General features: G+C 65.1%; 13 protein-coding genes. 11 read left to right on the top strand and 2 right to left on the bottom strand.

Translation table 11 applies throughout. From position 1 onward, the window contains the following. Nucleotide 1: 1 nt before the first annotated feature. Both tssB and tssA read right to left on the bottom strand, forming a co-directional pair. Nucleotides 2-508 carry a type VI secretion system contractile sheath small subunit gene (tssB, locus tag N4Q37_RS25130; RefSeq protein WP_260962728.1) on the bottom strand — a complete coding sequence of 169 codons (507 nt, stop codon included), beginning with the start codon at nucleotides 506-508 and terminating at the stop codon, nucleotides 2-4. Between the two features lie 81 nt (nucleotides 509-589). Continuing rightward, a complete protein-coding gene (tssA, locus tag N4Q37_RS25125) occupies nucleotides 590-1,624 on the bottom strand; it encodes a type VI secretion system protein TssA (protein WP_260962726.1) in 1,035 nt (344 codons plus the stop codon). 421 nt (nucleotides 1,625-2,045) lie between these two features. Here tssA and tagH point away from each other — a divergent pair, with 421 nt between their 5' ends. The 11 genes from tagH to N4Q37_RS25070 all read left to right on the top strand — a co-directional run bounded on the left by tagH (nucleotide 2,046) and on the right by N4Q37_RS25070 (nucleotide 18,516). After that, nucleotides 2,046-3,638 carry a type VI secretion system-associated FHA domain protein TagH gene (gene tagH, locus N4Q37_RS25120; protein ID WP_260962724.1) on the top strand — a complete coding sequence of 531 codons (1,593 nt, stop codon included), beginning with the start codon at nucleotides 2,046-2,048 and terminating at the stop codon, nucleotides 3,636-3,638. A gap of 65 nt (nucleotides 3,639-3,703) precedes the next feature. Further along, on the top strand, nucleotides 3,704-4,210 hold the full coding sequence (gene tssJ / locus N4Q37_RS25115; RefSeq protein WP_260962722.1) for a type VI secretion system lipoprotein TssJ: 507 nt from the start codon (nucleotides 3,704-3,706) through the stop codon (nucleotides 4,208-4,210). Nucleotides 4,211-4,225: 15 nt separating this feature from the next. After that, nucleotides 4,226-5,560, top strand: a complete 1,335-nt coding sequence (tssK, locus tag N4Q37_RS25110) for a type VI secretion system baseplate subunit TssK (protein ID WP_260962719.1) — start codon at nucleotides 4,226-4,228, stop codon at nucleotides 5,558-5,560. Nucleotides 5,561-5,566: 6 nt separating this feature from the next. After that, nucleotides 5,567-6,904 (top strand): DotU family type VI secretion system protein, encoded by a 1,338-nt coding sequence (locus N4Q37_RS25105; protein ID WP_260962717.1) that lies wholly within the window; start codon nucleotides 5,567-5,569, stop codon nucleotides 6,902-6,904. Next, complete coding sequence (gene tssM, locus N4Q37_RS25100; protein WP_260962716.1) at nucleotides 6,901-10,401, top strand: type VI secretion system membrane subunit TssM; 3,501 nt, start codon at nucleotides 6,901-6,903, stop codon at nucleotides 10,399-10,401. Before N4Q37_RS25105 ends, tssM begins: the two co-directional genes overlap by 4 nt. Further along, nucleotides 10,398-11,051, top strand: coding sequence for a type VI secretion system-associated protein TagF (gene tagF, locus N4Q37_RS25095; RefSeq protein WP_260962714.1), 654 nt, complete (start codon nucleotides 10,398-10,400; stop codon nucleotides 11,049-11,051). The genes tssM and tagF overlap by 4 nt, the downstream gene beginning before the upstream one ends. After that, nucleotides 11,052-11,783, top strand: a complete 732-nt coding sequence (locus N4Q37_RS25090; RefSeq protein ID WP_260962712.1) for a PP2C family protein-serine/threonine phosphatase — start codon at nucleotides 11,052-11,054, stop codon at nucleotides 11,781-11,783. It begins immediately after the preceding gene. Then, complete coding sequence (locus N4Q37_RS25085) at nucleotides 11,780-14,875, top strand: serine/threonine-protein kinase (protein ID WP_313958330.1); 3,096 nt, start codon at nucleotides 11,780-11,782, stop codon at nucleotides 14,873-14,875. The genes N4Q37_RS25090 and N4Q37_RS25085 overlap by 4 nt, the downstream gene beginning before the upstream one ends. Then, a complete protein-coding gene (locus N4Q37_RS25080) occupies nucleotides 14,875-15,591 on the top strand; it encodes an ABC transporter ATP-binding protein (RefSeq protein WP_260962757.1) in 717 nt (238 codons plus the stop codon). Before N4Q37_RS25085 ends, N4Q37_RS25080 begins: the two co-directional genes overlap by 1 nt. Then, on the top strand, nucleotides 15,591-16,787 hold the full coding sequence (locus N4Q37_RS25075) for an FtsX-like permease family protein (RefSeq protein ID WP_260962711.1): 1,197 nt from the start codon (nucleotides 15,591-15,593) through the stop codon (nucleotides 16,785-16,787). The genes N4Q37_RS25080 and N4Q37_RS25075 overlap by 1 nt, the downstream gene beginning before the upstream one ends. After that, nucleotides 16,780-18,516 (top strand): formylglycine-generating enzyme family protein, encoded by a 1,737-nt coding sequence (locus N4Q37_RS25070; RefSeq protein ID WP_260962709.1) that lies wholly within the window; start codon nucleotides 16,780-16,782, stop codon nucleotides 18,514-18,516. Before N4Q37_RS25075 ends, N4Q37_RS25070 begins: the two co-directional genes overlap by 8 nt. Nucleotides 18,517-18,544 lie beyond the last annotated feature (28 nt).

The raw sequence follows: 18,544 nt of genomic DNA, 5'->3' as shown, positions 1-18,544 counted from the left end.
ATCATTGGTCCTGTGCTGGCTTCGGCGCGCTCGCCAGGGCCTGCAACAGCGCTGGGTCCTTGATCGCCTTCATGATGATTTCTTCGGCACCGGTCTTGCCGTCCATGTAGGTCAGCAGGTTGGCCAACTGGGTACGGGCCTCGAGCAACTTGTTCAGCGAGTCGACTTTGCTAGCCACGGCGGCCGGGCTGAAGTCGTCCATGCTTTCAAAGGTCAGGTCCAGGCTCAGGTTGCCTTCGCCGGTCAGCTCGTTCGGCACATTGAACGCTACGCGCGGCTTCATGGCCTTGAGGCGCGAGTCGAAATTGTCGACATCGATCTCGAGGAACTTGCGATCGGCCACCGGTGCCAGAGGCTCGGCGGGCTTACCGGCGAGGTCGGCCATTACCCCCATGACGAAGGGCAACTGGACCTTTTTCTCGGCGCCGTAGAGCTCGACGTCGTACTCGATCTGCACTCGAGGCGCGCGGTTGCGCGCGATGAATTTCTGAGAACTTTGCTTCGCCACGTTGCTGCTCCTGGTCGCTTGAGCGACGGTGTTGGCGTCATCGGCGAAACCGATGACGTGACTGCGTGATCCGTTCGCTTTTTATTCGCTGTCTGGGCCGCGCAGGTTTTCAAATTGGCTCATGCCGTCGGGAATCAGGTTGCGCACGATGGCTGCGAAGTCGGCGTTGACCAGATTCTTGGCCCGGTTCAACAGCACCGGCAGGGGGCTGGAGGGCTCGTGACGGGTGTAGTAAGCGAGAATCCGGTCCAGGCTGCGCAGCACGTCGTCGCGGCTGCCGATCTCGCCGCTGACGGCGTTCGGGGCAGCGCGCGGAGCGCTTGGCGCGGCGGCATGTTCCAGCGCGACGGCGCCGTCGTCGTTGACGGCTTCGGACGCTGCGCTGTCGCCACTCTGCGGGGCGAACTGGCCGAGTATCTGCAAGGCCATCTTCAGCGGCTGCTTGAGCGGGCCCAGGTCCACGCCCTGGGCGGAACCGACCTGGTCGCTGACTTCTTGCTCGATGGCTTCGGCGGCGCTGCGGGCTTCCTGCAGGGCGGTGCGAGTGATTTCCAACTGTTCGGGATCGCTGTCGAGCAGTGCCCCGGTGAGCTGTTCCGCGCCGAGGGTTTCATCGGCGAAATTTTGCAGGCCGCTGGCGTTGGCGGCGGCGCGCAGGCTGACGGGGCCGAACGTGCGCGAACGCACCAGAATGCTTTCGCGCAGCAGACGAATGGTGACGTCCGAGGTCAGGCCAGTCAGGGCGTTGATGCGCACGGTGGGGTCGTTGTCGTCATCGGCATCCAGGCGCGGGTGCAGGTCCGCCCAGTATTGCTTGAGCAATTCACTGATGAGCGACAGCACACGGGCCAGGCCGGGAATGCCTTCCAGGGCCAGGGAGCTTTGCAACAGGAAATGGGTGATGCGCAGGTCTTTGCTGCGTTGCAACAGGTCCAGGCTTTGCTGTTGGATGCTGCGCCATTCAGGCGGTTCGGCAGGCAGGATCGAATCGCCCATGCTGCGCTCGGGCTGACCCCGGGAGTCGCGTTCCAGGCGCAAGAAATCCGCGTCATATTCCAGATCTTCACCGCACGGCGAGGTCGCGGAAACGGCGGCGAGCAGCAAAGGCACATCCACTTGGATCGATCTCCCTATCACCCGCTGAAGAAGTCGGGCAGTTCACACGCAAGTTTCGGATGAAACTTCACATGTTTCCTTGACGGTAATGGCCTGTTAGATGCGCAATGATCTTAAAGTGCCATCATCTATATTCAAGAAGTTGTGCATTTTTGGTGTAGTACTTATGGCTTGTCAAGGTAAGCTATTTCGTCAGTGTAGCCGCTGTGTAACAGTTGTGATGGGCTTAACAGCCTGTCCGACCGAACGGTCGAAGCAGCGACTGACGTGGGGTTTTTGTCATGCAAGAGGGTTATGATCTGCCATCATGCTGGCAAAAAGCCGTTTAGCTCGGTGGTTGGCAAGGTTGTCGGTGGGTGGCAAAGGGATCTCTGTCCTCGAATGCACGCCCGCGCGCGGAAGTATTAAGCAAGGAGGCGAAATGCCACTGTGTTTGACTATCACTAGTTATCACAAGATTACCCCAGGCCAATGTTCTGAGAAGTCCATGGACCAGGGAGTGATGGCAATTGGCCGTAATTCCGATAATGACTGGGTATTACCGGATCCCGAGCGCCTGGTATCGGGCAAGCATTGCGTTATTCAATACAAGGATGGGCGCTATTACTTGACCGATAACAGCACTAACGGCGTGGAATTGGTCAAGGCCGGTGTTCGTTTGCGCAAAGGCAACAGCGAGCCGCTGCAAGACGGCGAAGTGATCCGTATCGGCGATTACGAAATCCAGGCGCGCGTCGATTTCAGCCTGCCGGTTGCCGGCAGCAACCCATTTGCCGAATCCCCCAGCAGCTTCGAAGCCCTGATGGGGGCCCAGGGTGCGAGCGCGCCTGCGCCCGTGTCGATCGCAGCGGCGCCTCCGGCACACTTCCAGGGCGGCTCGGCCATGGACACCCTGCCGGACCTGTTCGACTTCCTGGCGCCCAGCAGCATCCCGCCGGCGACCCAGCCTGATCACGTCCCGGCCCAGCAACATGATTTCCGTCCGCCGACACCGATCCCGCGTCCGACTCCGATTCCGAGCCCTGCACCGACTGTCGAACCACTGGCAGTGCCTTCCGCCTCGGTGATACCCGAAGACTGGGACCTGTTCAGCGACAAACCCGCGCCCGCGGTGCCGCGGCCCCTGCCCGTCGCGCCACCGCCGATCATCGAGCCGGTCGTGACGGCCCAACCTCGAATTCCCGATGTCGAACCGGCGCCGCTGGAATCCGCACCCTTCGAAGCGACGCCATTCCCCTTCGAAGCTGCCCCTTTTGAAGCTGCCCCGTCCGAGGCGGCCCCTTTCGAAGCTGCGCCGCTGCGCGAGGCGCCGGTGACCCGCGTCGAAACCCCGGTTGCGCCACCGGCTGTCACCCCGGTTGTCACGCCAGTGGCAACCCCGGCCCCACCGCCGGTCACCGCCGCCAATCCGGTGGACGCTTCCCAGCCCGACCTGCTGCAAGCCTTCCTGCGCGGCGCCGGGCTCGACCAGTTGCGCCTGGACAAGGCCCAGGCCGAGGCGCAGATGGAGAGCATCGGCCGCAGCTATCGGCTGATGGTCGAAGGCCTCATCGATGTGCTACGCGCCCGCAGCAGCCTCAAGGGTGAATTCCGCATCCAGCAGACGATGATCCAGCCGGTGGAAAACAACCCGCTGAAGTTCGCCCCCAACGTCGACGAAGCGCTGCTGTTGCTGTTGCGCCATGGCAACCAGGCATTCATGGCCCCGGACGCGGCGGTGCGCGACAGCTTCGACGACCTGCGTGCCCATCAACTGGCGGTGATGGCCGGGGTGGAGGCAGCGATCAAGCATTTGCTGGCGCGCTTCGAGCCGTCGCAACTGGAGGAGCGCATGGCCAAGCCCGGTGGGCTGTCGGGGATTTTCGGCGGCTCGCGACAGGCCCAATACTGGCAGCAGTTCACCGAGCTCTACAGCAACATTTCCCGCGAAGCCCAGGAGGATTTCCAGGACCTGTTCGGACGTGAATTCAGCCGTGCCTACGAAGAGCACAGCACGCGACAGCGACGCCGCTGAGTGGCGTCGCCCTAACCATTCAATAGCAAACAACGGATAGCTCAAAACGTCATTGAGGACGCAGGATGATTCCCAGGTTTTTACTCGCAGCCGCCACCGCGCTGCTGCTGACGGCGTGTGCCAAGGACACGGCCCAACCCCAGCCCGAAGAGGCTGAGGCCGATACCGCCGCCGTCGAACTGCACTTCCACGCCATTGCCGGTCTCAACCCCGGCGCCACCGGCCAGCCCGCGCCGGTCCGGGTGCGCATTTTCGAATTGAAGAACGCCGCCACCTTTGGCCGCGCCGATTATTTCGCCTTGGCCGAACGGGCCCAGGCGACCCTTGGCGCCGACCTGCTCGACCAGGACGAAGTGCTAATCCAGCCCGGCCAGCAGTTGAGCTTGCAACGCGACCTCGACCCGGCCACTCGTCATATCGGAATACTGGTGGGTTATCGCGAGCTGGATCGGTCGTTGTGGCGCACGGTGATGAATGTCCCGGCGCGCCAATACACCGAGTACCAGATCAGCCTCGACGTGCGCGCCGTGCGCAGCGACGTCGTCGTTCTCCCAACCAGCCCAGCCCAATAAGCAATCGGAGCCCCCATGTCCTGGAACAATCGCGTGGTCTGGTCGGAAGGCATGTTCATTGGAACGCAGCACTTCCAGCAGCATGACCGTTACCTGGAAAACCTCATCGACGCCCGCAGCCGCCCGCTGTCGGCCGGTGCCTGGGGGTTCTCCGAATTGATGATCGACCAGGGCCTGCTGGCCCAGGGCAAGCTGGCGATTATTTCGGCACGCGGCCTGTTGCCTGACGGCACACCTTTCAACATTCCCCAGGATGACATCGCGCCGACGCCACTGAACGTCGACGACAACCTGCGCGACGGCCTGGTATACCTGGCTTTGCCACTCAAGCGCGCCGGCGCGCGGGACACCGTCGACGAGGGCGAAGAGTTGGGCGCTGCGCGCTACGTGAGCCAGGTGAGCGAAGTGCGCGACGACAACGCGCCGTTCGAGAACCGCGCGCCGGTGGCCCTGGGTGCCCGGGCGCTGCGCTTGCTGACCGAACAGGACGGCATCGGCGACTACGCCGCCGTCGGTGTGGTGCGCATCAAGGAGAAGCGCGCCGACCGCGCCCTGGTGCTCGATGACGCCTACATCCCGCCGCTGCTGGATGTGGTCGCCTCCAAGCCGTTGGCGGCGTTTCGCAGCGAACTGCTGGGGTTGCTGCATCAACGCGGCGAAGCCCTGGCGGGACGGGTGGTGGCGTCCGGTGCCGGTGGTGCCTCGGAGATCGCCGATTTCATGCTGTTGCAACTGGTCAACCGCGCCCAGCCGTTGATCCAGCACCTGAGCCAGTTGAGCCCGTTGCATCCCGAACGTTTCTACAGCGAGCTGGTGAGCCTGGCCGGGGAGTTCTCCACGTTCACCGCCTCCGAGCGACGACCGCAGCAATATCCGCAATACCAGCACGATGACCTGGCGCTGAGCTATGCGCCGGTGATGCAGGCCTTGCGCGAAGCCCTGTCGATGCTGATCGACAGCAAGGCCACGCCGATCCCGATTGTCGAGAAGGCCTACGGCATCCACGTGGCGATGCTGGCCGACAAGACGTTGCTCGACAACGCCAGTTTCATTCTGGTGGTGCGCGCCGATGTCCCCGCCGAAACCCTGCGCGGCCGCTTCGGCCAGCAGAGCAAGGTCGGCTCGGTGGAGCACATTCGCGACCTGGTCAACCTGCAACTGCCCGGCATCGGCTTGCTGCCGTTGCCGGTGGCGCCGCGGCAACTGCCATACCACGCCGGCTCCACCTACTACGAACTCGACCGGGGCAGCGACCACTGGCAGCAGTTGAGCAACTCTGGCGGCTTTGCGTTCCACATCGCCGGCCAGTTCCCTGGGCTGAACCTGGCCTTTTGGGCGATCCGAGGATAAACCGCGATGAGCAACGACGATCGTACTCAGTTCATGCCGACACCCGGTGGCCGTGGCGGGGATCCTTTGCGCCAAGACCCTTTGCGCCAGGACCCGTTCCGTCCGGACCCGGTGCGTGCCCAGCAGCCCGCGCCAGCACCACTGTCGATGCCGGCGGCACCGGTCCTGACTGGCAAGGCCCAGGGCCTGAACCCCTTGGAGAGCGCCGCCGGCCCGCTGCTGGCCCTGCTCACGCGCCTGCGCAGCACCATCGCCCACCCGGCGCCGGCCAGCCTGCGCGCGCAACTGCTGGCCTACCTGCGCCAGTTCGAAGAGCGCGCCGAGGCCGCCGGCGTGGTGCGCAACGATGTGCTGCTGGCGCGCTATGCCTTGTGCACCGCCCTGGACGAAGCCGTGCTGAGCACCCCGTGGGGTGGCGCCAGTGATTGGGGCAAGCAAAGCCTGCTGATCACCGTGCACAACGAGGCCTGGGGTGGCGAGAAAGTGTTCCAGCTGCTGGAGCACTGCCTGCAAAGCCCACGGGAGCGCCTGTACCTGCTGGAGCTTTTGTATCTATGCATGTGCCTGGGTTTCGAAGGCCGCTACCGGGTGATGAACGACGGTCGCAGCCAGTTGGAAGCGTTGCGCGAGCGTACCAGCGCTGTGATCCGTAGCGCCCGTGGCGAGTACGAGCGCGAGCTGTCGCCGCACTGGCGTGGGGTCACGGTGGCCCGTGACCGGCTGGCGCAATTCATGCCGCCGTGGATCGCCGTGGCCATCGGTGCCGCGCTGCTGCTGGCGTTGCTGTTCGGCCTGCGCATGAAGCTGGCATCGGATGCCGAGCCGGTGTTCAAGAACATTCACTTCCTGGGCGAAATCCCGGTGCAAACCATCGACCGTCCGGTGGTCCAGCCCAAAGTCGTCGAGCGCCCACGCCTGGCCGGCTTTTTGGCCGATGAGATCAAGGCCGGTCGGGTGGCGGTGGAAGACGCCGTGGACCGCTCGGTGGTGACCATCCGTGGCGATGAACTGTTCTCCTCGGGCAGCGCCAGCATCAAGGACGATTTCGAGCCGCTGATGCTGCGCATCGCCGAAGCCGTGCGCCGGGTCAAGGGCCAGGTGCTGGTAACCGGTCACAGCGACAATCGGCCGATCGCCACCCTCAGGTTCCCGTCCAACTGGGCGTTGTCCGAGGCGCGGGCGCAGTCGGTATTGCAGATTCTTTCGGCCAAGACCGGCCAGCCCGAGCGCTTCAGCGCCGAGGGCCGCAGCGACACCGAGCCGCTGGCCTCCAACGCCACGACCGAAGGACGTGCGCGCAACCGTCGGGTTGAAATCACAGTATTGGCGGAGGGAGTCGAGTGAAGGCTTTTTTCAGTTTTATGATCCGCTGGGTCATTCCGGTACTGGGGCTGATCGCCCTGAGCCTGATCATCTGGTTCGTCGGCCCGCTGCTGGAGTGGCTGGTGCCCGAAGGTCGTCGCTGGGCATTGATCATCCTGGTGTTCGCGGTGTGGATCGCCTACCGCGTGTTCCGCATCATCCAGGCCCGCCGCCAGGCCGCCGAAGTCATGCGCAGCCTGGCCGCGCAAACCCCGCCCGACCCGAGCAGCATCGCCACCGCCGAGGAGCTTGAAACCCTGCGCCAGCGCATGGACGAAGCCCTGGCCCTGCTCAAGAAAGCCAAGCTGGGCGGTGACGAGCGCCGTAATCTCTATGAGCTGCCGTGGTACGTGATCATCGGGCCGCCGGGTTCGGGCAAGACCACCGCGCTGGTCAATTCCGGGCTGCATTTCCCGCTGGCCGCGCAACTGGGTGCCGGAGCGGTGCGTGGCGTGGGCGGTACGCGCAATTGCGACTGGTGGTTCACCGACGAGGCGGTCCTGCTCGACACCGCCGGCCGCTACACCACCCAGGACAGTGACGCGACCGTCGACAAGGCGGCCTGGCTGGGCTTCCTGGGCCTGTTGAAAAAACAACGGGCCCGTCGCCCGATCGATGGTGCGTTCATTGCCATCAGCCTGTCCGACCTGCTGTTGGGCAGCGATGCCGAGCGTGCCGCCCATGCCGCGGCGATCCGTTTGCGTATCCAGGAGCTGTACACCCAATTGGGCGTGCGTTTCCCGGTCTACCTGATGCTGACCAAGCTCGACCTGGTGCCTGGGTTCATGGAGTATTTCGATACCCTGAGCAAGGAAGAGCGCGCCCAGGTCTGGGGCATGACCTTCGCCCTGGACGACGGCAAGAGCACCGACAGCCCGCTGGCGCACCTGCAAAGCGAATTCGCCCTGCTCGAACAGCGCCTCAACGACCGTTTGGTGGAACGCTTGCAGCAAGAGCGCGACCCGGCGCGGCGTGACCTGATCTACGGCTTCCCGCAGCAATTCGGCGCCCTGAAGGATTGCCTGCAAAGCTTCCTCGAAGGTGTGTTCAAGCCCAATGCCTTCGAAGAGCGCGTGCTGCTGCGCGGTGTGTATTTCACCAGCGGCACCCAGGAAGGCAGCCCGATCGACCGCCTGATCGGCGCCATGGCCCAGAGCATGAACCTGGACCGTCAGCATCTGGCGCGCCAGACCGGCACCGGGCGCAGTTACTTCATCGAAAAACTCTTCACCGCCGTGGCCTTCGCCGAGCGTGGCCTGGTGGGCGTCGACCCGAAGGTCGAGCGTCGGCGCAAATGGATCGCCCGTGGCGTGCTGGCCTCCACCGTGGCGTTGGTGTTGGTGGTCAGCACCTTGTGGTGGGTGAGCTATCGCGCCAACCAGGCGTACATCGCCCAGGTCGACCAAAAGGTCGCGCCACTGGGCCAGACCGTGCAGAACCTCAGCCCGGCACAGCGCGACGTGCTCGCCGTGCTGCCATTGCTCAACGCGGTCAAGCACCTGGCCGGCGACGCGCCGAGTTGGGCCGAAGGCCTGGGCCTGTACCAGGGCGACATGCTCGAAGCCGAGTCCGGCAGCGTCTATCGCAAGTTGCTGATCGCGGTGTTCGCCCCGCGCTTGCTGACGCGCATCGAAGAGCAACTGCACAGCGGCGGTAATTCGGACTTCCTCTACGAAGGCTTGAAGGCTTACCTGATGCTCGCCGACAACGAGCATTACGACGCCGACTTCATCAAGGCCTGGATCGCCCTGGATTGGGACCGCACCCTGCCGCGCGACCTGCCGGCCGAGCAGCGCCTGGCCTTGAGCGAGCATTTGCAGGCGCTGTTCGAGCGGCGTCCGCCGACCGCGCGCCTGGATCCGCGCCTGGTCGAAGACCTGCGCCGCCAACTGCAACAACTGCCGGTGGCCCAGCGCGTCTATGACCGCATCAAGCGCCAGAAACTGCCGGAAGGCATCCCGGACTTCCGCATCAACGAAGCCGCCGGACGCGACGCTGCGCTGGTGTTCAGCCGCAAGAGTGGCAAGCCGCTGGGTGAACCATTGAGCGGGTTCTTCACCGTCAAGGGTTACCGCCAGGGCTTCTTGCTCACCAGCCTGAGCCAGACCGGCACCCTGGCCGAAGAGCAATGGGTGCTGGGTCACGAACAGGCCGATCAACAGAACGTCGCCAGCCTGGCCGCCGACGTGCGCCGCCTGTACTTCCAGGACTACCAGCGCCAATGGGATGCCCTGCTGGCCGACATCGACTTTGTGCCGATCACCAGCGTGGCCCAGGCCGCCGACGTGCTGCGGGTACTTTCCGGGCCGACCTCGCCGCTGAAGAAACTGCTGGTGGCGGTGGCGAAGGAAACCGACCTGCAACAGGACGAACGCCTGCTGGCCGCCCAAGGCGCACCAGTGGAAGGCGGCGTGGACAAGCTCAAGGAGCGCCTGGGCAGCCTGCTCGGCCAGGAACAGGCGACGCAGAACACCCCGGCGGCCAGCGATGATCCGATCACCGCGCACTTCGCCGAGCTCAACAGCATCGTCAATAAAAACGAAGGCGAACCGGCGGCCATCGATGGCCTGTTGGCGGACATGAACGCCTTGTACGTGCAGGTCAGCGCCATGGTCGGCGCCAGCGGCGATGCCTTGCTGGGCGAAGCCAAGAACCAGGCGAGCGCCGCCGCCACCCGCGTCAGCCTCAACGCCGAACGCCAGCCGCCGCTGGTGCAGGGCCTGGTCAAGTCGGTGGTCAACTCCACCACCAACACCATGATGGGTGGGGTGCGAAACCAACTGAACGCCGCCTGGACCAGCGAAGTGGTGAACATCTATCGCCAGTCCCTGGCCGGACGCTACCCGATGTCGCCGGGCAGTGCGCGGGACGCGACCCTGGACGACTTCGGCCAGTTCTTCGGCGTCGGCGGGGTGATGGACAACTACTTCCGCAAGTACCTGCAACCTTATGTCGACACCTCGACACCGACCTGGCGCTGGCAGCCGGGCGCGGCGCAGAAACTCGGCATCGCCCCTGGCGTGCTGCAGACCTTCCAGCGCGCGGCGACCATTCGCGATGCGTTCTTCCGTTCCGGCGGCACCCAGCCGATGGTGCGTTTCGAACTCAAGCCGGTGGCAATGGATTCGACCATCACTCAGTTCCTGCTCGACCTCGACGGTCAGCAACTGAGCTACGACCACGGCCCGAGCCGCCCGACCGCCATGCAATGGCCAAACCCCGGCAGTATTGGGGTGGTGCGGATCTCGGTCATGCCGCCGTCGTCCAGTGGTCGTTCCGGCATTACGCTGGACGGCCCGTGGGCCTGGTTCCGGCTGCTGGAGCAATCGGACCTGACCGCCGGCAATTCGCCGGACCGCTTCAACCTGCGGTTGCGGGTCGACAACGCCAGTGCCTCTTACGAACTGCGGGCCAACAGTGCCTTCAACCCGTTCAAGAGCCGGGTACTCAGTGGCTTCAGCCTGCCGGAGCGGCTATGAGTACAGCGGGCTTCTATGGAAAGTTGGCCAGCCGTGGGGACTTTGTCAGCCGTGGCTTGCCCCAGAGCTTTATCGGCCCGTGGGACTCCTGGCTGGCGGCGGGTTTGCTCGCCAGCCAGGCCAGCCTCGGCGAACGTTGGCTGGACGCGTACCTGGTCAGCCCGTTGTGGCGCTTTTTGGTGGCGCCGGGCGTTTGCGGGCCGGACGCCGCCGTGGGCGTAGTGATGCCGAGCATCGACCGGGTTGGGCGTTATTTCCCGTTGACCGTCGCGGTGTTGCTGGAGCCCGACGCCGATCCGGCTTCGGTGGTCGGCGGCGCGGACGATTGGTTCGAGCGGGTGGAAAACCTGCTGTTGGGCACCTTGAGTGTGGAGGCCAGTTTCGAGGCCTTCGGCGCAGAGCTGGAAAGCCTGGGCAGCCCGATGACCGTGCCACGTACCCCGAGCGGCCGGTTCGCCAGCCTGCACCGCTTCGACGCCACCGACCCGCAGCGGCGCATGAGCGCCCTGGCCGAGTCGGCCTGTGAAGGCATGAGCCTGTGGTGGGGCCAAGGTTCGGAGCGTATCGCTCCTGGTTTGATGCGCTGCCAGGGATTGCCGGCGGCGGCTGATTTTGCACAATTTCTGCTCGGCCAAGAAGGTGTGGTGTAGATGCGTCCAAGTGCTGGGAAAGCATTCAAGTCGGCAAGCAAGAGCCATGTCGGCATGGTCCGTCAGGTCAACGAAGACGCTTGCCTGGATCTGCCGGAAAACGGTTTATGGGTGGTCGCCGATGGCATGGGCGGGCACGCGGCGGGCGACTACGTCAGCAGCCTGATCGTCGATAGCCTGCGCAGCCTTGCCCTGGGGCGCTCGTTGGACGAATACGTCGCGGCGCTGCACAGCGACCTGCTGCGGGTCAACGCCGCCGTGCGTGAGGAAACCGCCAACCGTGGCGTGACCATGATGGGCAGTACCGTGGTCGTCCTGGCCACGCGCGACTTGCGTGGCGTGTGCCTGTGGGCCGGTGACAGCCGCTTGTATCGCCTGCGCGACGGCGTGCTCGAAGGCATCTCCCGTGACCACAGCTACGTCCAGGACCTGCAAGACAGCGGCCTGCTCAGCGAAGCCGAGGCGCGAGTGCACCCACGGGCCAACATCGTCACCCGGGCCATCGGCGTCGAAGCGCAATTGAACCTGTCGACGGTCGAGCTGCTGCTGGTGCCGGGCGACAGCTACCTGCTGTGCAGCGACGGGCTGACCAAGACCGTCGAAGATGACGAAATCCGCGGTGTGCTGGGCCACGACGACCCCGGCGAAATCGCCAGCAGCCTGGTGTCCCTGGGCCTGATGCGCGGTGCGCCGGACAACATCACCGTGGTGGTCGTGAAGGTGCCGTCATGAGCCTCACCCTGAACATCCAGATTCCCGGCTACGACATCGAAGGGGCCATCGGCGAAGGCGCGATGGCCAGCGTGTACCTGGCGACCCAGCGTTCCCTGGAGCGCAAGGTGGCGTTGAAGGTCATGGCGGCGGCGCTGGCGGCCGACCCGACGTTCTGCGAGCGTTTCCTGCGCGAAGGCAAGACCCTGGCGCGCCTGTCGCACCCGCACACCGTCACCATCCACGACATCGGCAACGTCGGTGAGCTGTATTACATGGCGATGGAGTACTTGCCCAACGGTACGCTCAAGGAGCGCATCGCCGAGGGGCTGACGCCGGAGCAAGGCCTGATCTACATCCGCCAGATCGCCTCGGCCCTGGGTTATGCCCACGGCCTGGGCCTGGTGCACCGCGACGTGAAACCGGCCAACATCCTGTTCCGCGCCGACGGCACGGCGGTGCTGTCGGACTTCGGCATCGCCAAGTCCCTGGACGACCGCACCCAATTCACCCAAGCCGGTTTCGCCGTCGGCACGCCCAGCTACATGAGCCCGGAACAGGCCCGTGGGCAGGACATCGACGGGCGCGCCGACCTGTATGCCCTGGGCGTGGTGCTCTATGAAATTCTCGTCGGCAAGCTGCCGTATACCGGCAACGACGCGTTGTCCACGGCGTTGGCGCACCTGACGGAACCGTTGCCGGAATTGCCGGTGCATCACGGGCGTTATCAGGACGTGTTGCGCAAGCTGCTGGCGAAGGATCCGGCAGAGCGCTTCCCGGATGCCGCGGCACTGTTGCGGGCGTTGGACAACCTGCCCCAGGATTCGGCGGAGGCGACCTTGATCCGGCCGTTGCCGCTGCCGGTCTCGACGAAGCCGGCAGGCGATGACCTGGCGGGCTTGACGCCGATGTCCATCGACATCCCGAGCGGCCCCGCACAGCCGCAAGCCCGGCCCCAGCCGACACCGCCGCCCGTGAGCCCGCCGCCACGGCCTGTCGTTGCAGCGCCGCGCAAGACGCCGGTGTTCGCCTTGGCCGCTGTCGCCGTGGCCGTCGCGCTGGCCCTGGGCGGCGCCGGTTACTGGTGGATGTCCGGTGATGCGAAGAAGCCCGAGAAACCGCCCGTGGCTTCGACGAAGGCGGTGAAGCCTGCCGAGACCTCCCAGCCCAAGCCCCCCGAGGCGCCACCGGCCAAACCGCCGGAGGCCCCTCCGGTACAACCACCCGTACAGCCGCCCGTGGCGAGCGAGGCTGACGGTGGCCAGCGCCCGTTGCTGATGGCCGGCAAGAAAACCTTGTTCCAGCGCGTGCTCAGCAAGCCGGGGGCAAAACTCGCCGACGCGCCGGGCTCCGCCCCGGGCAAGGCACTGCCGGCGTTTTCCGTGCTCTATGTCTATCAGCGCAAGGACGTCGATGGCAGCCCGTGGGTACGGGTCGGTGCGGCTACCGATGGGCGCAGCGACGGTTGGTTGCCGGCCGCCCAGGTCAGCGACTGGAAGCAAAGCCTGGTGCTCAAGTTCACCGAACGTTCCGGTCGTGCGCCGGTGATGTTCCTGCGTCAGCCCGGCGACGTGGAAAAGTTGTTGGCGAACCCTTCGAACGCCAGGAACATGTTGCTCAAGGCCCAGCAGAACCCCCAGGACAACCAGCAAGTCCTGGCCCTGGAGCCGGCCGCCAGCGCGGTGCCACAGAGCCAGTTCTACCTGTTGCCGATCTTCGATTCCCGCGAGAGCCTCGACGAGAACGGTCAGCCCGTGCAGTTGCTGAACGTAGCCTCCATCGACCCGGGCGATACGCCCAAGGCCAGCGCCAACACCCCCATCCTGACGGCCAACGCCGACGCGTTCCGCACGGCCGTGGTACTGGTGGTGGACACCACCGTGTCGATGCAGCCCTACATCGACCAGGTGCGCGACGTGGTCCACGAACTGCAGACCCGCATCGCCGAGCGCGGTGAGTTGGACAGCGTCAGCTTCGGGCTGGTGGGGTTCCGCAGCAGCGTCCAGAAAACCCCGGGCCTGGAATACGTCGCCAAGACCCTCATCACCCTGGAGCAAGGTCGCGACCCGCAACGCTTCATGGAGCTGGCGCGGCAGGTCAAGGCGGCCACGGTGTCGAGCCATTCGTTCAACGAAGACGCGTTCGCTGGCGTGATGGAAGCGGTGCAGGGCATGGACTGGTCCGGCTATGGCGGCCGCCTGATCCTGCTGGTGACCGACGCCGGCGCCCTGCGCAAGAACGACCCGCTGGCCGCCACGCAAATGAACGAAGCCGAAGTGCGCCAGGCTGCATTGGGCAAGCAGATCAAGATCTACGCCCTGCACCTGCTCAGCGACGCCGGCAAGAAAACCCACGCCGGCGCCCAGAGCCAGTACCGCACCCTGACCGCCGACCCCAACCCGCAGATCGGCGACCTGTACATCCCGGTGCCGGGCGCCGATGTGCGCAAGTTCGGCGAGCGGGTCGACGAGATCGGCTCGGTGTTCGCCGACCTGGTCCACCAGGTGCGCAGCAACAAGGCGCAAAGCGCGCCGATGCTGGGCGCGGCGCCGAGCGTGGCCGACAAATCGGCAGCGGTCGGCTATGCGATGCATATGGACTTTCTGGGTCGCAAGAGCGCCAGCCAGGCGCCGCAACTGGTCAGCGCCTGGACCGCCGACCGCGACCTGACCAACCCGGCGCTGCCGTCGTTCCAGGTCTGCGTGATGCTGACCAAGCTGCAACTCAACGACCTGCAACAGTCGCTGAAGCTGATCGTCGACGCGGCCCGCAAGACCCAGAGCTCGCCCAAGGATTTCTTCCAGGAAATCGCCAGCGCCAGTGCCTACATGAGCCGCGATCCGCAGGCCCTGCGCAAGGGCGGCAACCTGGCCGATGGCGGGATCCTTGGCGAATACCTCGAAGGGCTGCCCTACCGCAGCAAGTCACTGAACATGACCCAGGAGCTGTGGTTGTCGTTGAGCGTAGCCGAGCAGGAAGACTTCATCGACGAGTTGGATTCGAAAATCCGTCTCTACGAAACCTTCCACAACGACCTGGCGAACTGGGTGCGTTTCGGCGATGCCGAGCCGGGTGACGCCCTGTACCGCGTTCCGTTGTCGACGCTGCCGTGATGCTGAGCCTGAACGCCGTGCACAAGAGCCGGGGCGCCGGCAGCCAGCGCTACAGCCTGGTGATCCCACGGCTGCAACTGCGCGGCGGTGAACAACTGGCGGTGGTCGGTCCCAGCGGCTGCGGCAAGAGCACCTTGCTCGATCTGCTGGCGCTGGTGTTGGCGCCGGATCAGGCCGGGCAGTTCGACTTCACGCCCGCCAACACGCCGGTTGACATCGCCAAACTGTGGCGCGCGTCGCAACAGGACACCTTGGCCGAGCTGCGCAGTCGTCACCTGGGGTATGTTCTGCAAACCGGCGGCTTGCTGGGTTTCCTGGATGTGCGCGGCAACATCGAGTTGTCGCGCAAACTGCTCGGTTTGAAGGATGACGGCAGCGTGACGCGCCTGGCGGGACAGTTGGACATTGCCGATCAGCTGGGCAAGAAACCGGCGGACTTGTCTGTCGGCCAGCGCCAGCGGGTCAGTTGCGCCCGGGCCTTGGCCCATGGTCCGCGGCTGTTGCTGGCGGATGAACCGACCGCCGCCCTCGACCCGCTGAACGCCGAACGCGTCATGCAGTTGCTGGTGACCCAGGCCCGCGAACAACGCGTGTGCTGCGTGGTCGCCACCCACGATGAAGCGCTGGCCCGCGCCAGCGGCTTGCAGGTGCGGCGCATCAGTTGTCGGCGCGACGCCGACGGCGGTGTCACCGCCACCCTCGGGGAGGCCAGCTGATGCGCAGTGCGTTGGTGGCTTCCCTGGCCTGGCAGGATTATCGCAACGACGCCTGGCTGTCGGCCTGTTCGGTGTTGGCGCTGGTGGCCGTGGTCGCGCCGTTGCTGGTGTTGTTCGGCCTGAAGTTCGGCCTGGTCACCAGCCTGACCGAGCGCTTGCAGAACGACCCGGCCACCCGGGAGATCATTCCCTTGGGCGGCGGTCGCTTCAGTGCCCAATTCATCGAGCAATTGAGCCTGCGTAGCGACGTGGCATTCGCCTTGCCGCGCACCCGGCAAATCGCGGCGACGGCCGATCTGAGTGGCGATGCTTCGGTCGTCACGGTCGAGATGATTCCCACCGCAGCCGGTGACCCCTTGTTCGACCGTTTGCCAGTGCCGCAAGGATTGGATCAAGTGGTGCTCAGCCACACCGCAGCCGAAAAGCTCGGGGCCAAGGCCGGTGATTGGTTGCCGGCCAGTTTCGGCCGGCAGGTGGCCGGTCGTAACGAGGCGCAGCGCACGCGCGTCCAGGTACTGCATGTGCTGCCGCTGGAAGCCTTTGCGCGGGACGGTTTGTTCGCGCCGCTGGCCTTGCTGGAGGCGGCCGAGGATTACCGCGACGGTCGCGCCGTGCCCGCGTTCGGCTGGCCCGGTGATGCGGTGAGCGTGCCCGGGCAACGGGTCTATCCAGCCTTCCGGTTGTATGCCCGCAGCCTTGGCGACGTGGAGCCGCTGCGCCAGTATTTCGCGGCGCAAAACCTGTTGGTGTCGACCCAGGCCCAGGCCATCGCACAAGTGCAATCGTTGAGCCGCAACCTGTCGATCGTGTTCTGGATCATCGCCGGGTTGGCCTTGGCCGGCGCGTTCGCGGCGATTTCCGCCGGCGCCCTGGCGGCGGTCGAGCGCAAGCGCCGGGAGCTGTCGGTGTTGCGCCTGCTGGGGGTGTCGACCGCGGCGCTGTTGTGGTTCGTGGTGTTGCAGGCGCTCTACAGCGCCACGTTTGCGGCCCTGCTGAGTGCCGGGTTGTATGGCATGGCTCAGTCGGGCCTGAATCATTTATTTGCGCAGATGCCCGGCGAGTACGCCAGCCATCTGCTGCTGCGTCATTACCTGTTGGCCCTGGTGGCTGTGCTCGGCGTCAGCGCCGTGGCGGCGGCCTGTGGTGGCTGGCGCGTGGCGCGCATCCAGGCGTGTGAAGGAATTCGTGATGTATAAGTTATGGGGCGCCGCCGTGGCGCTGAGCCTTGCCGCTGCGATCAACGTAGCAAGCGCTGATGAAGGCACCGACAAGCTCGACAACCCCAAGCCGTTGCCCGACGACATCAGCCTGCCGCTGCCGTGTGACGGGCAGATGGTCTTCCGTTACGTCTACATCCTCGCCCAGGGCACCCTGGACGACCGTGAGATCAGTCTCGGCTACCCGTTCAGCGAAGGTGAGGCGGGCTATCAGCAGTCGTTCATTTCCGGCTACCGGCGCGATTTCATCAACGGCCAGTTCACCCTCAAGGACCTGCCCAAGGATTGGAACAAAACCATCACGCCGTTGATGCCCAAGACCGACGCCAAGACGCCGCTCAAGCCGATGCTGTACTTCATCGGCAAGTACGAGGTCACGGCCCGGCAATACGCCCAGGTCATGGCCCAGGCCCAATCGTTGGCCAGCGGCGAACCGGCGCCGGCTTGCGAAACCCTGCAAGCCGACTTGCCCCAAGGCGTGGCCGGGCGCTTGCCCAAAGTGAAACTGTCAAAATTCGAGGCCGAGCGCTTCGCGGCGGTGTACAGCGCCTGGCTGATGAAATACCACAAGGACCTGCTGCCAGTGAGCGGGCGCGGCACCGCGGCTGAAGACGGCGGGCTGGGTTTCGTGCGCCTGCCCACGGAAGTCGAATGGGAATTCGCTGCCCGGGGCGGGCAAGCAGTCAGCCGCCAGGACCTGGAAGGACGCCTGTTCCCTCGGCGCCTGGAAGGCAGTGAGAGCGACGGGCCGCTGGCCGACTGGGCGGTGTTCAACCAGGTTGCCGGCGGCACCGGCCAGGCGGCGCGGCTGATGCCCATCGGCACCAAGCTGCCGAACCCCATCGGCCTGTTCGACGTGGTCGGCAACGCTGCCGAGATGGTCCAGGAGTCCTTCCAACTGGTGCACGCCGGTCGCCGCCAGGGCGCCTATGGCGGCTTCGTGGTCAAGGGCGGCAACTACCTCGAAGGCGAGGGCACGCTGTTCACCGGCATGCGCCGCGAATACCCGTTGTTCGCCGCCGACGGCACCGAACAGAGCAATGAAACCACCGGTTTCCGCGTGGCGGTCGGGGCGTTGTCGGCGCCGCGTTCGCGCTACAAGGAACTGCTTGCCCAGTGGCAGAAAGAAGGTCGCCTCGCGTCCCTCACCGATGCCATCGATGACGCCGAAGATCCGACCAAGCGACTGGACAGCATCATCGCCGCCAGCACCGATCCGCGCCTGCAAGCCGAACTGGGCCTGGTCAACGAAGAGCTCAAGCGCAACGTTTCGCTCATCGCCCAGCAACGCGAGGAAGCGGCCGGCAACCTGATCCAGTCTTCGGCCCTGGTGGCCGAGACCGTCAACAACTACAACATCCGCCTGACCAACCTGCAAAACAGTCGGCAGGCGGCCCTGGACGCCAAGGACGAGGCCAGCGCCGCGCTGTTCGCCACGGCCATCGACAACGGTCGCAGTGCGCTGGAGGGCGCGGTGGCGATCTACATCGACAACCTGGCCACCGGCACGCGCTACACCGATGCCGTGATCCAGGCGCAGTTTCAACGCATCAAGGAGGAGTTGGAGCGCAAGCCGGTACTGGGCAAGAGCCTGGTGGCGCGCGCAACGCTGTTCGTTCGTCATGTCGGGGACTATCGTCAGCAAAAACGAGCCGACCCGGCAGCGATATTGAAGGAATTGCTCGCATCGAATGCCCAGCGGTCTTGAGTATTCGTTGTCAGCGAGCTTGGAAGGG

This window comes from Pseudomonas citri (assembly GCF_025336485.1).
Taxonomy (GTDB): domain Bacteria; phylum Pseudomonadota; class Gammaproteobacteria; order Pseudomonadales; family Pseudomonadaceae; genus Aquipseudomonas; species Aquipseudomonas citri.
This window is presented reverse-complemented; position numbering and strand designations above follow the sequence as displayed.

Coding starts and splice junctions, on each gene's coding strand:
- tagH (WP_260962724.1), top strand. CDS start 2,046: ATGCCACTGTGTTTGACTATCACTAGTTATCACAAGATTACCCCAGGC.
- tssJ (WP_260962722.1), top strand. CDS start 3,704: ATGATTCCCAGGTTTTTACTCGCAGCCGCCACCGCGCTGCTGCTGACG.
- tssK (WP_260962719.1), top strand. CDS start 4,226: ATGTCCTGGAACAATCGCGTGGTCTGGTCGGAAGGCATGTTCATTGGA.
- N4Q37_RS25105 (WP_260962717.1), top strand. CDS start 5,567: ATGAGCAACGACGATCGTACTCAGTTCATGCCGACACCCGGTGGCCGT.
- tagF (WP_260962714.1), top strand. CDS start 10,398: ATGAGTACAGCGGGCTTCTATGGAAAGTTGGCCAGCCGTGGGGACTTT.
- N4Q37_RS25090 (WP_260962712.1), top strand. CDS start 11,052: ATGCGTCCAAGTGCTGGGAAAGCATTCAAGTCGGCAAGCAAGAGCCAT.
- N4Q37_RS25085 (WP_313958330.1), top strand. CDS start 11,780: ATGAGCCTCACCCTGAACATCCAGATTCCCGGCTACGACATCGAAGGG.
- N4Q37_RS25080 (WP_260962757.1), top strand. CDS start 14,875: ATGCTGAGCCTGAACGCCGTGCACAAGAGCCGGGGCGCCGGCAGCCAG.
- N4Q37_RS25075 (WP_260962711.1), top strand. CDS start 15,591: ATGCGCAGTGCGTTGGTGGCTTCCCTGGCCTGGCAGGATTATCGCAAC.
- N4Q37_RS25070 (WP_260962709.1), top strand. CDS start 16,780: ATGTATAAGTTATGGGGCGCCGCCGTGGCGCTGAGCCTTGCCGCTGCG.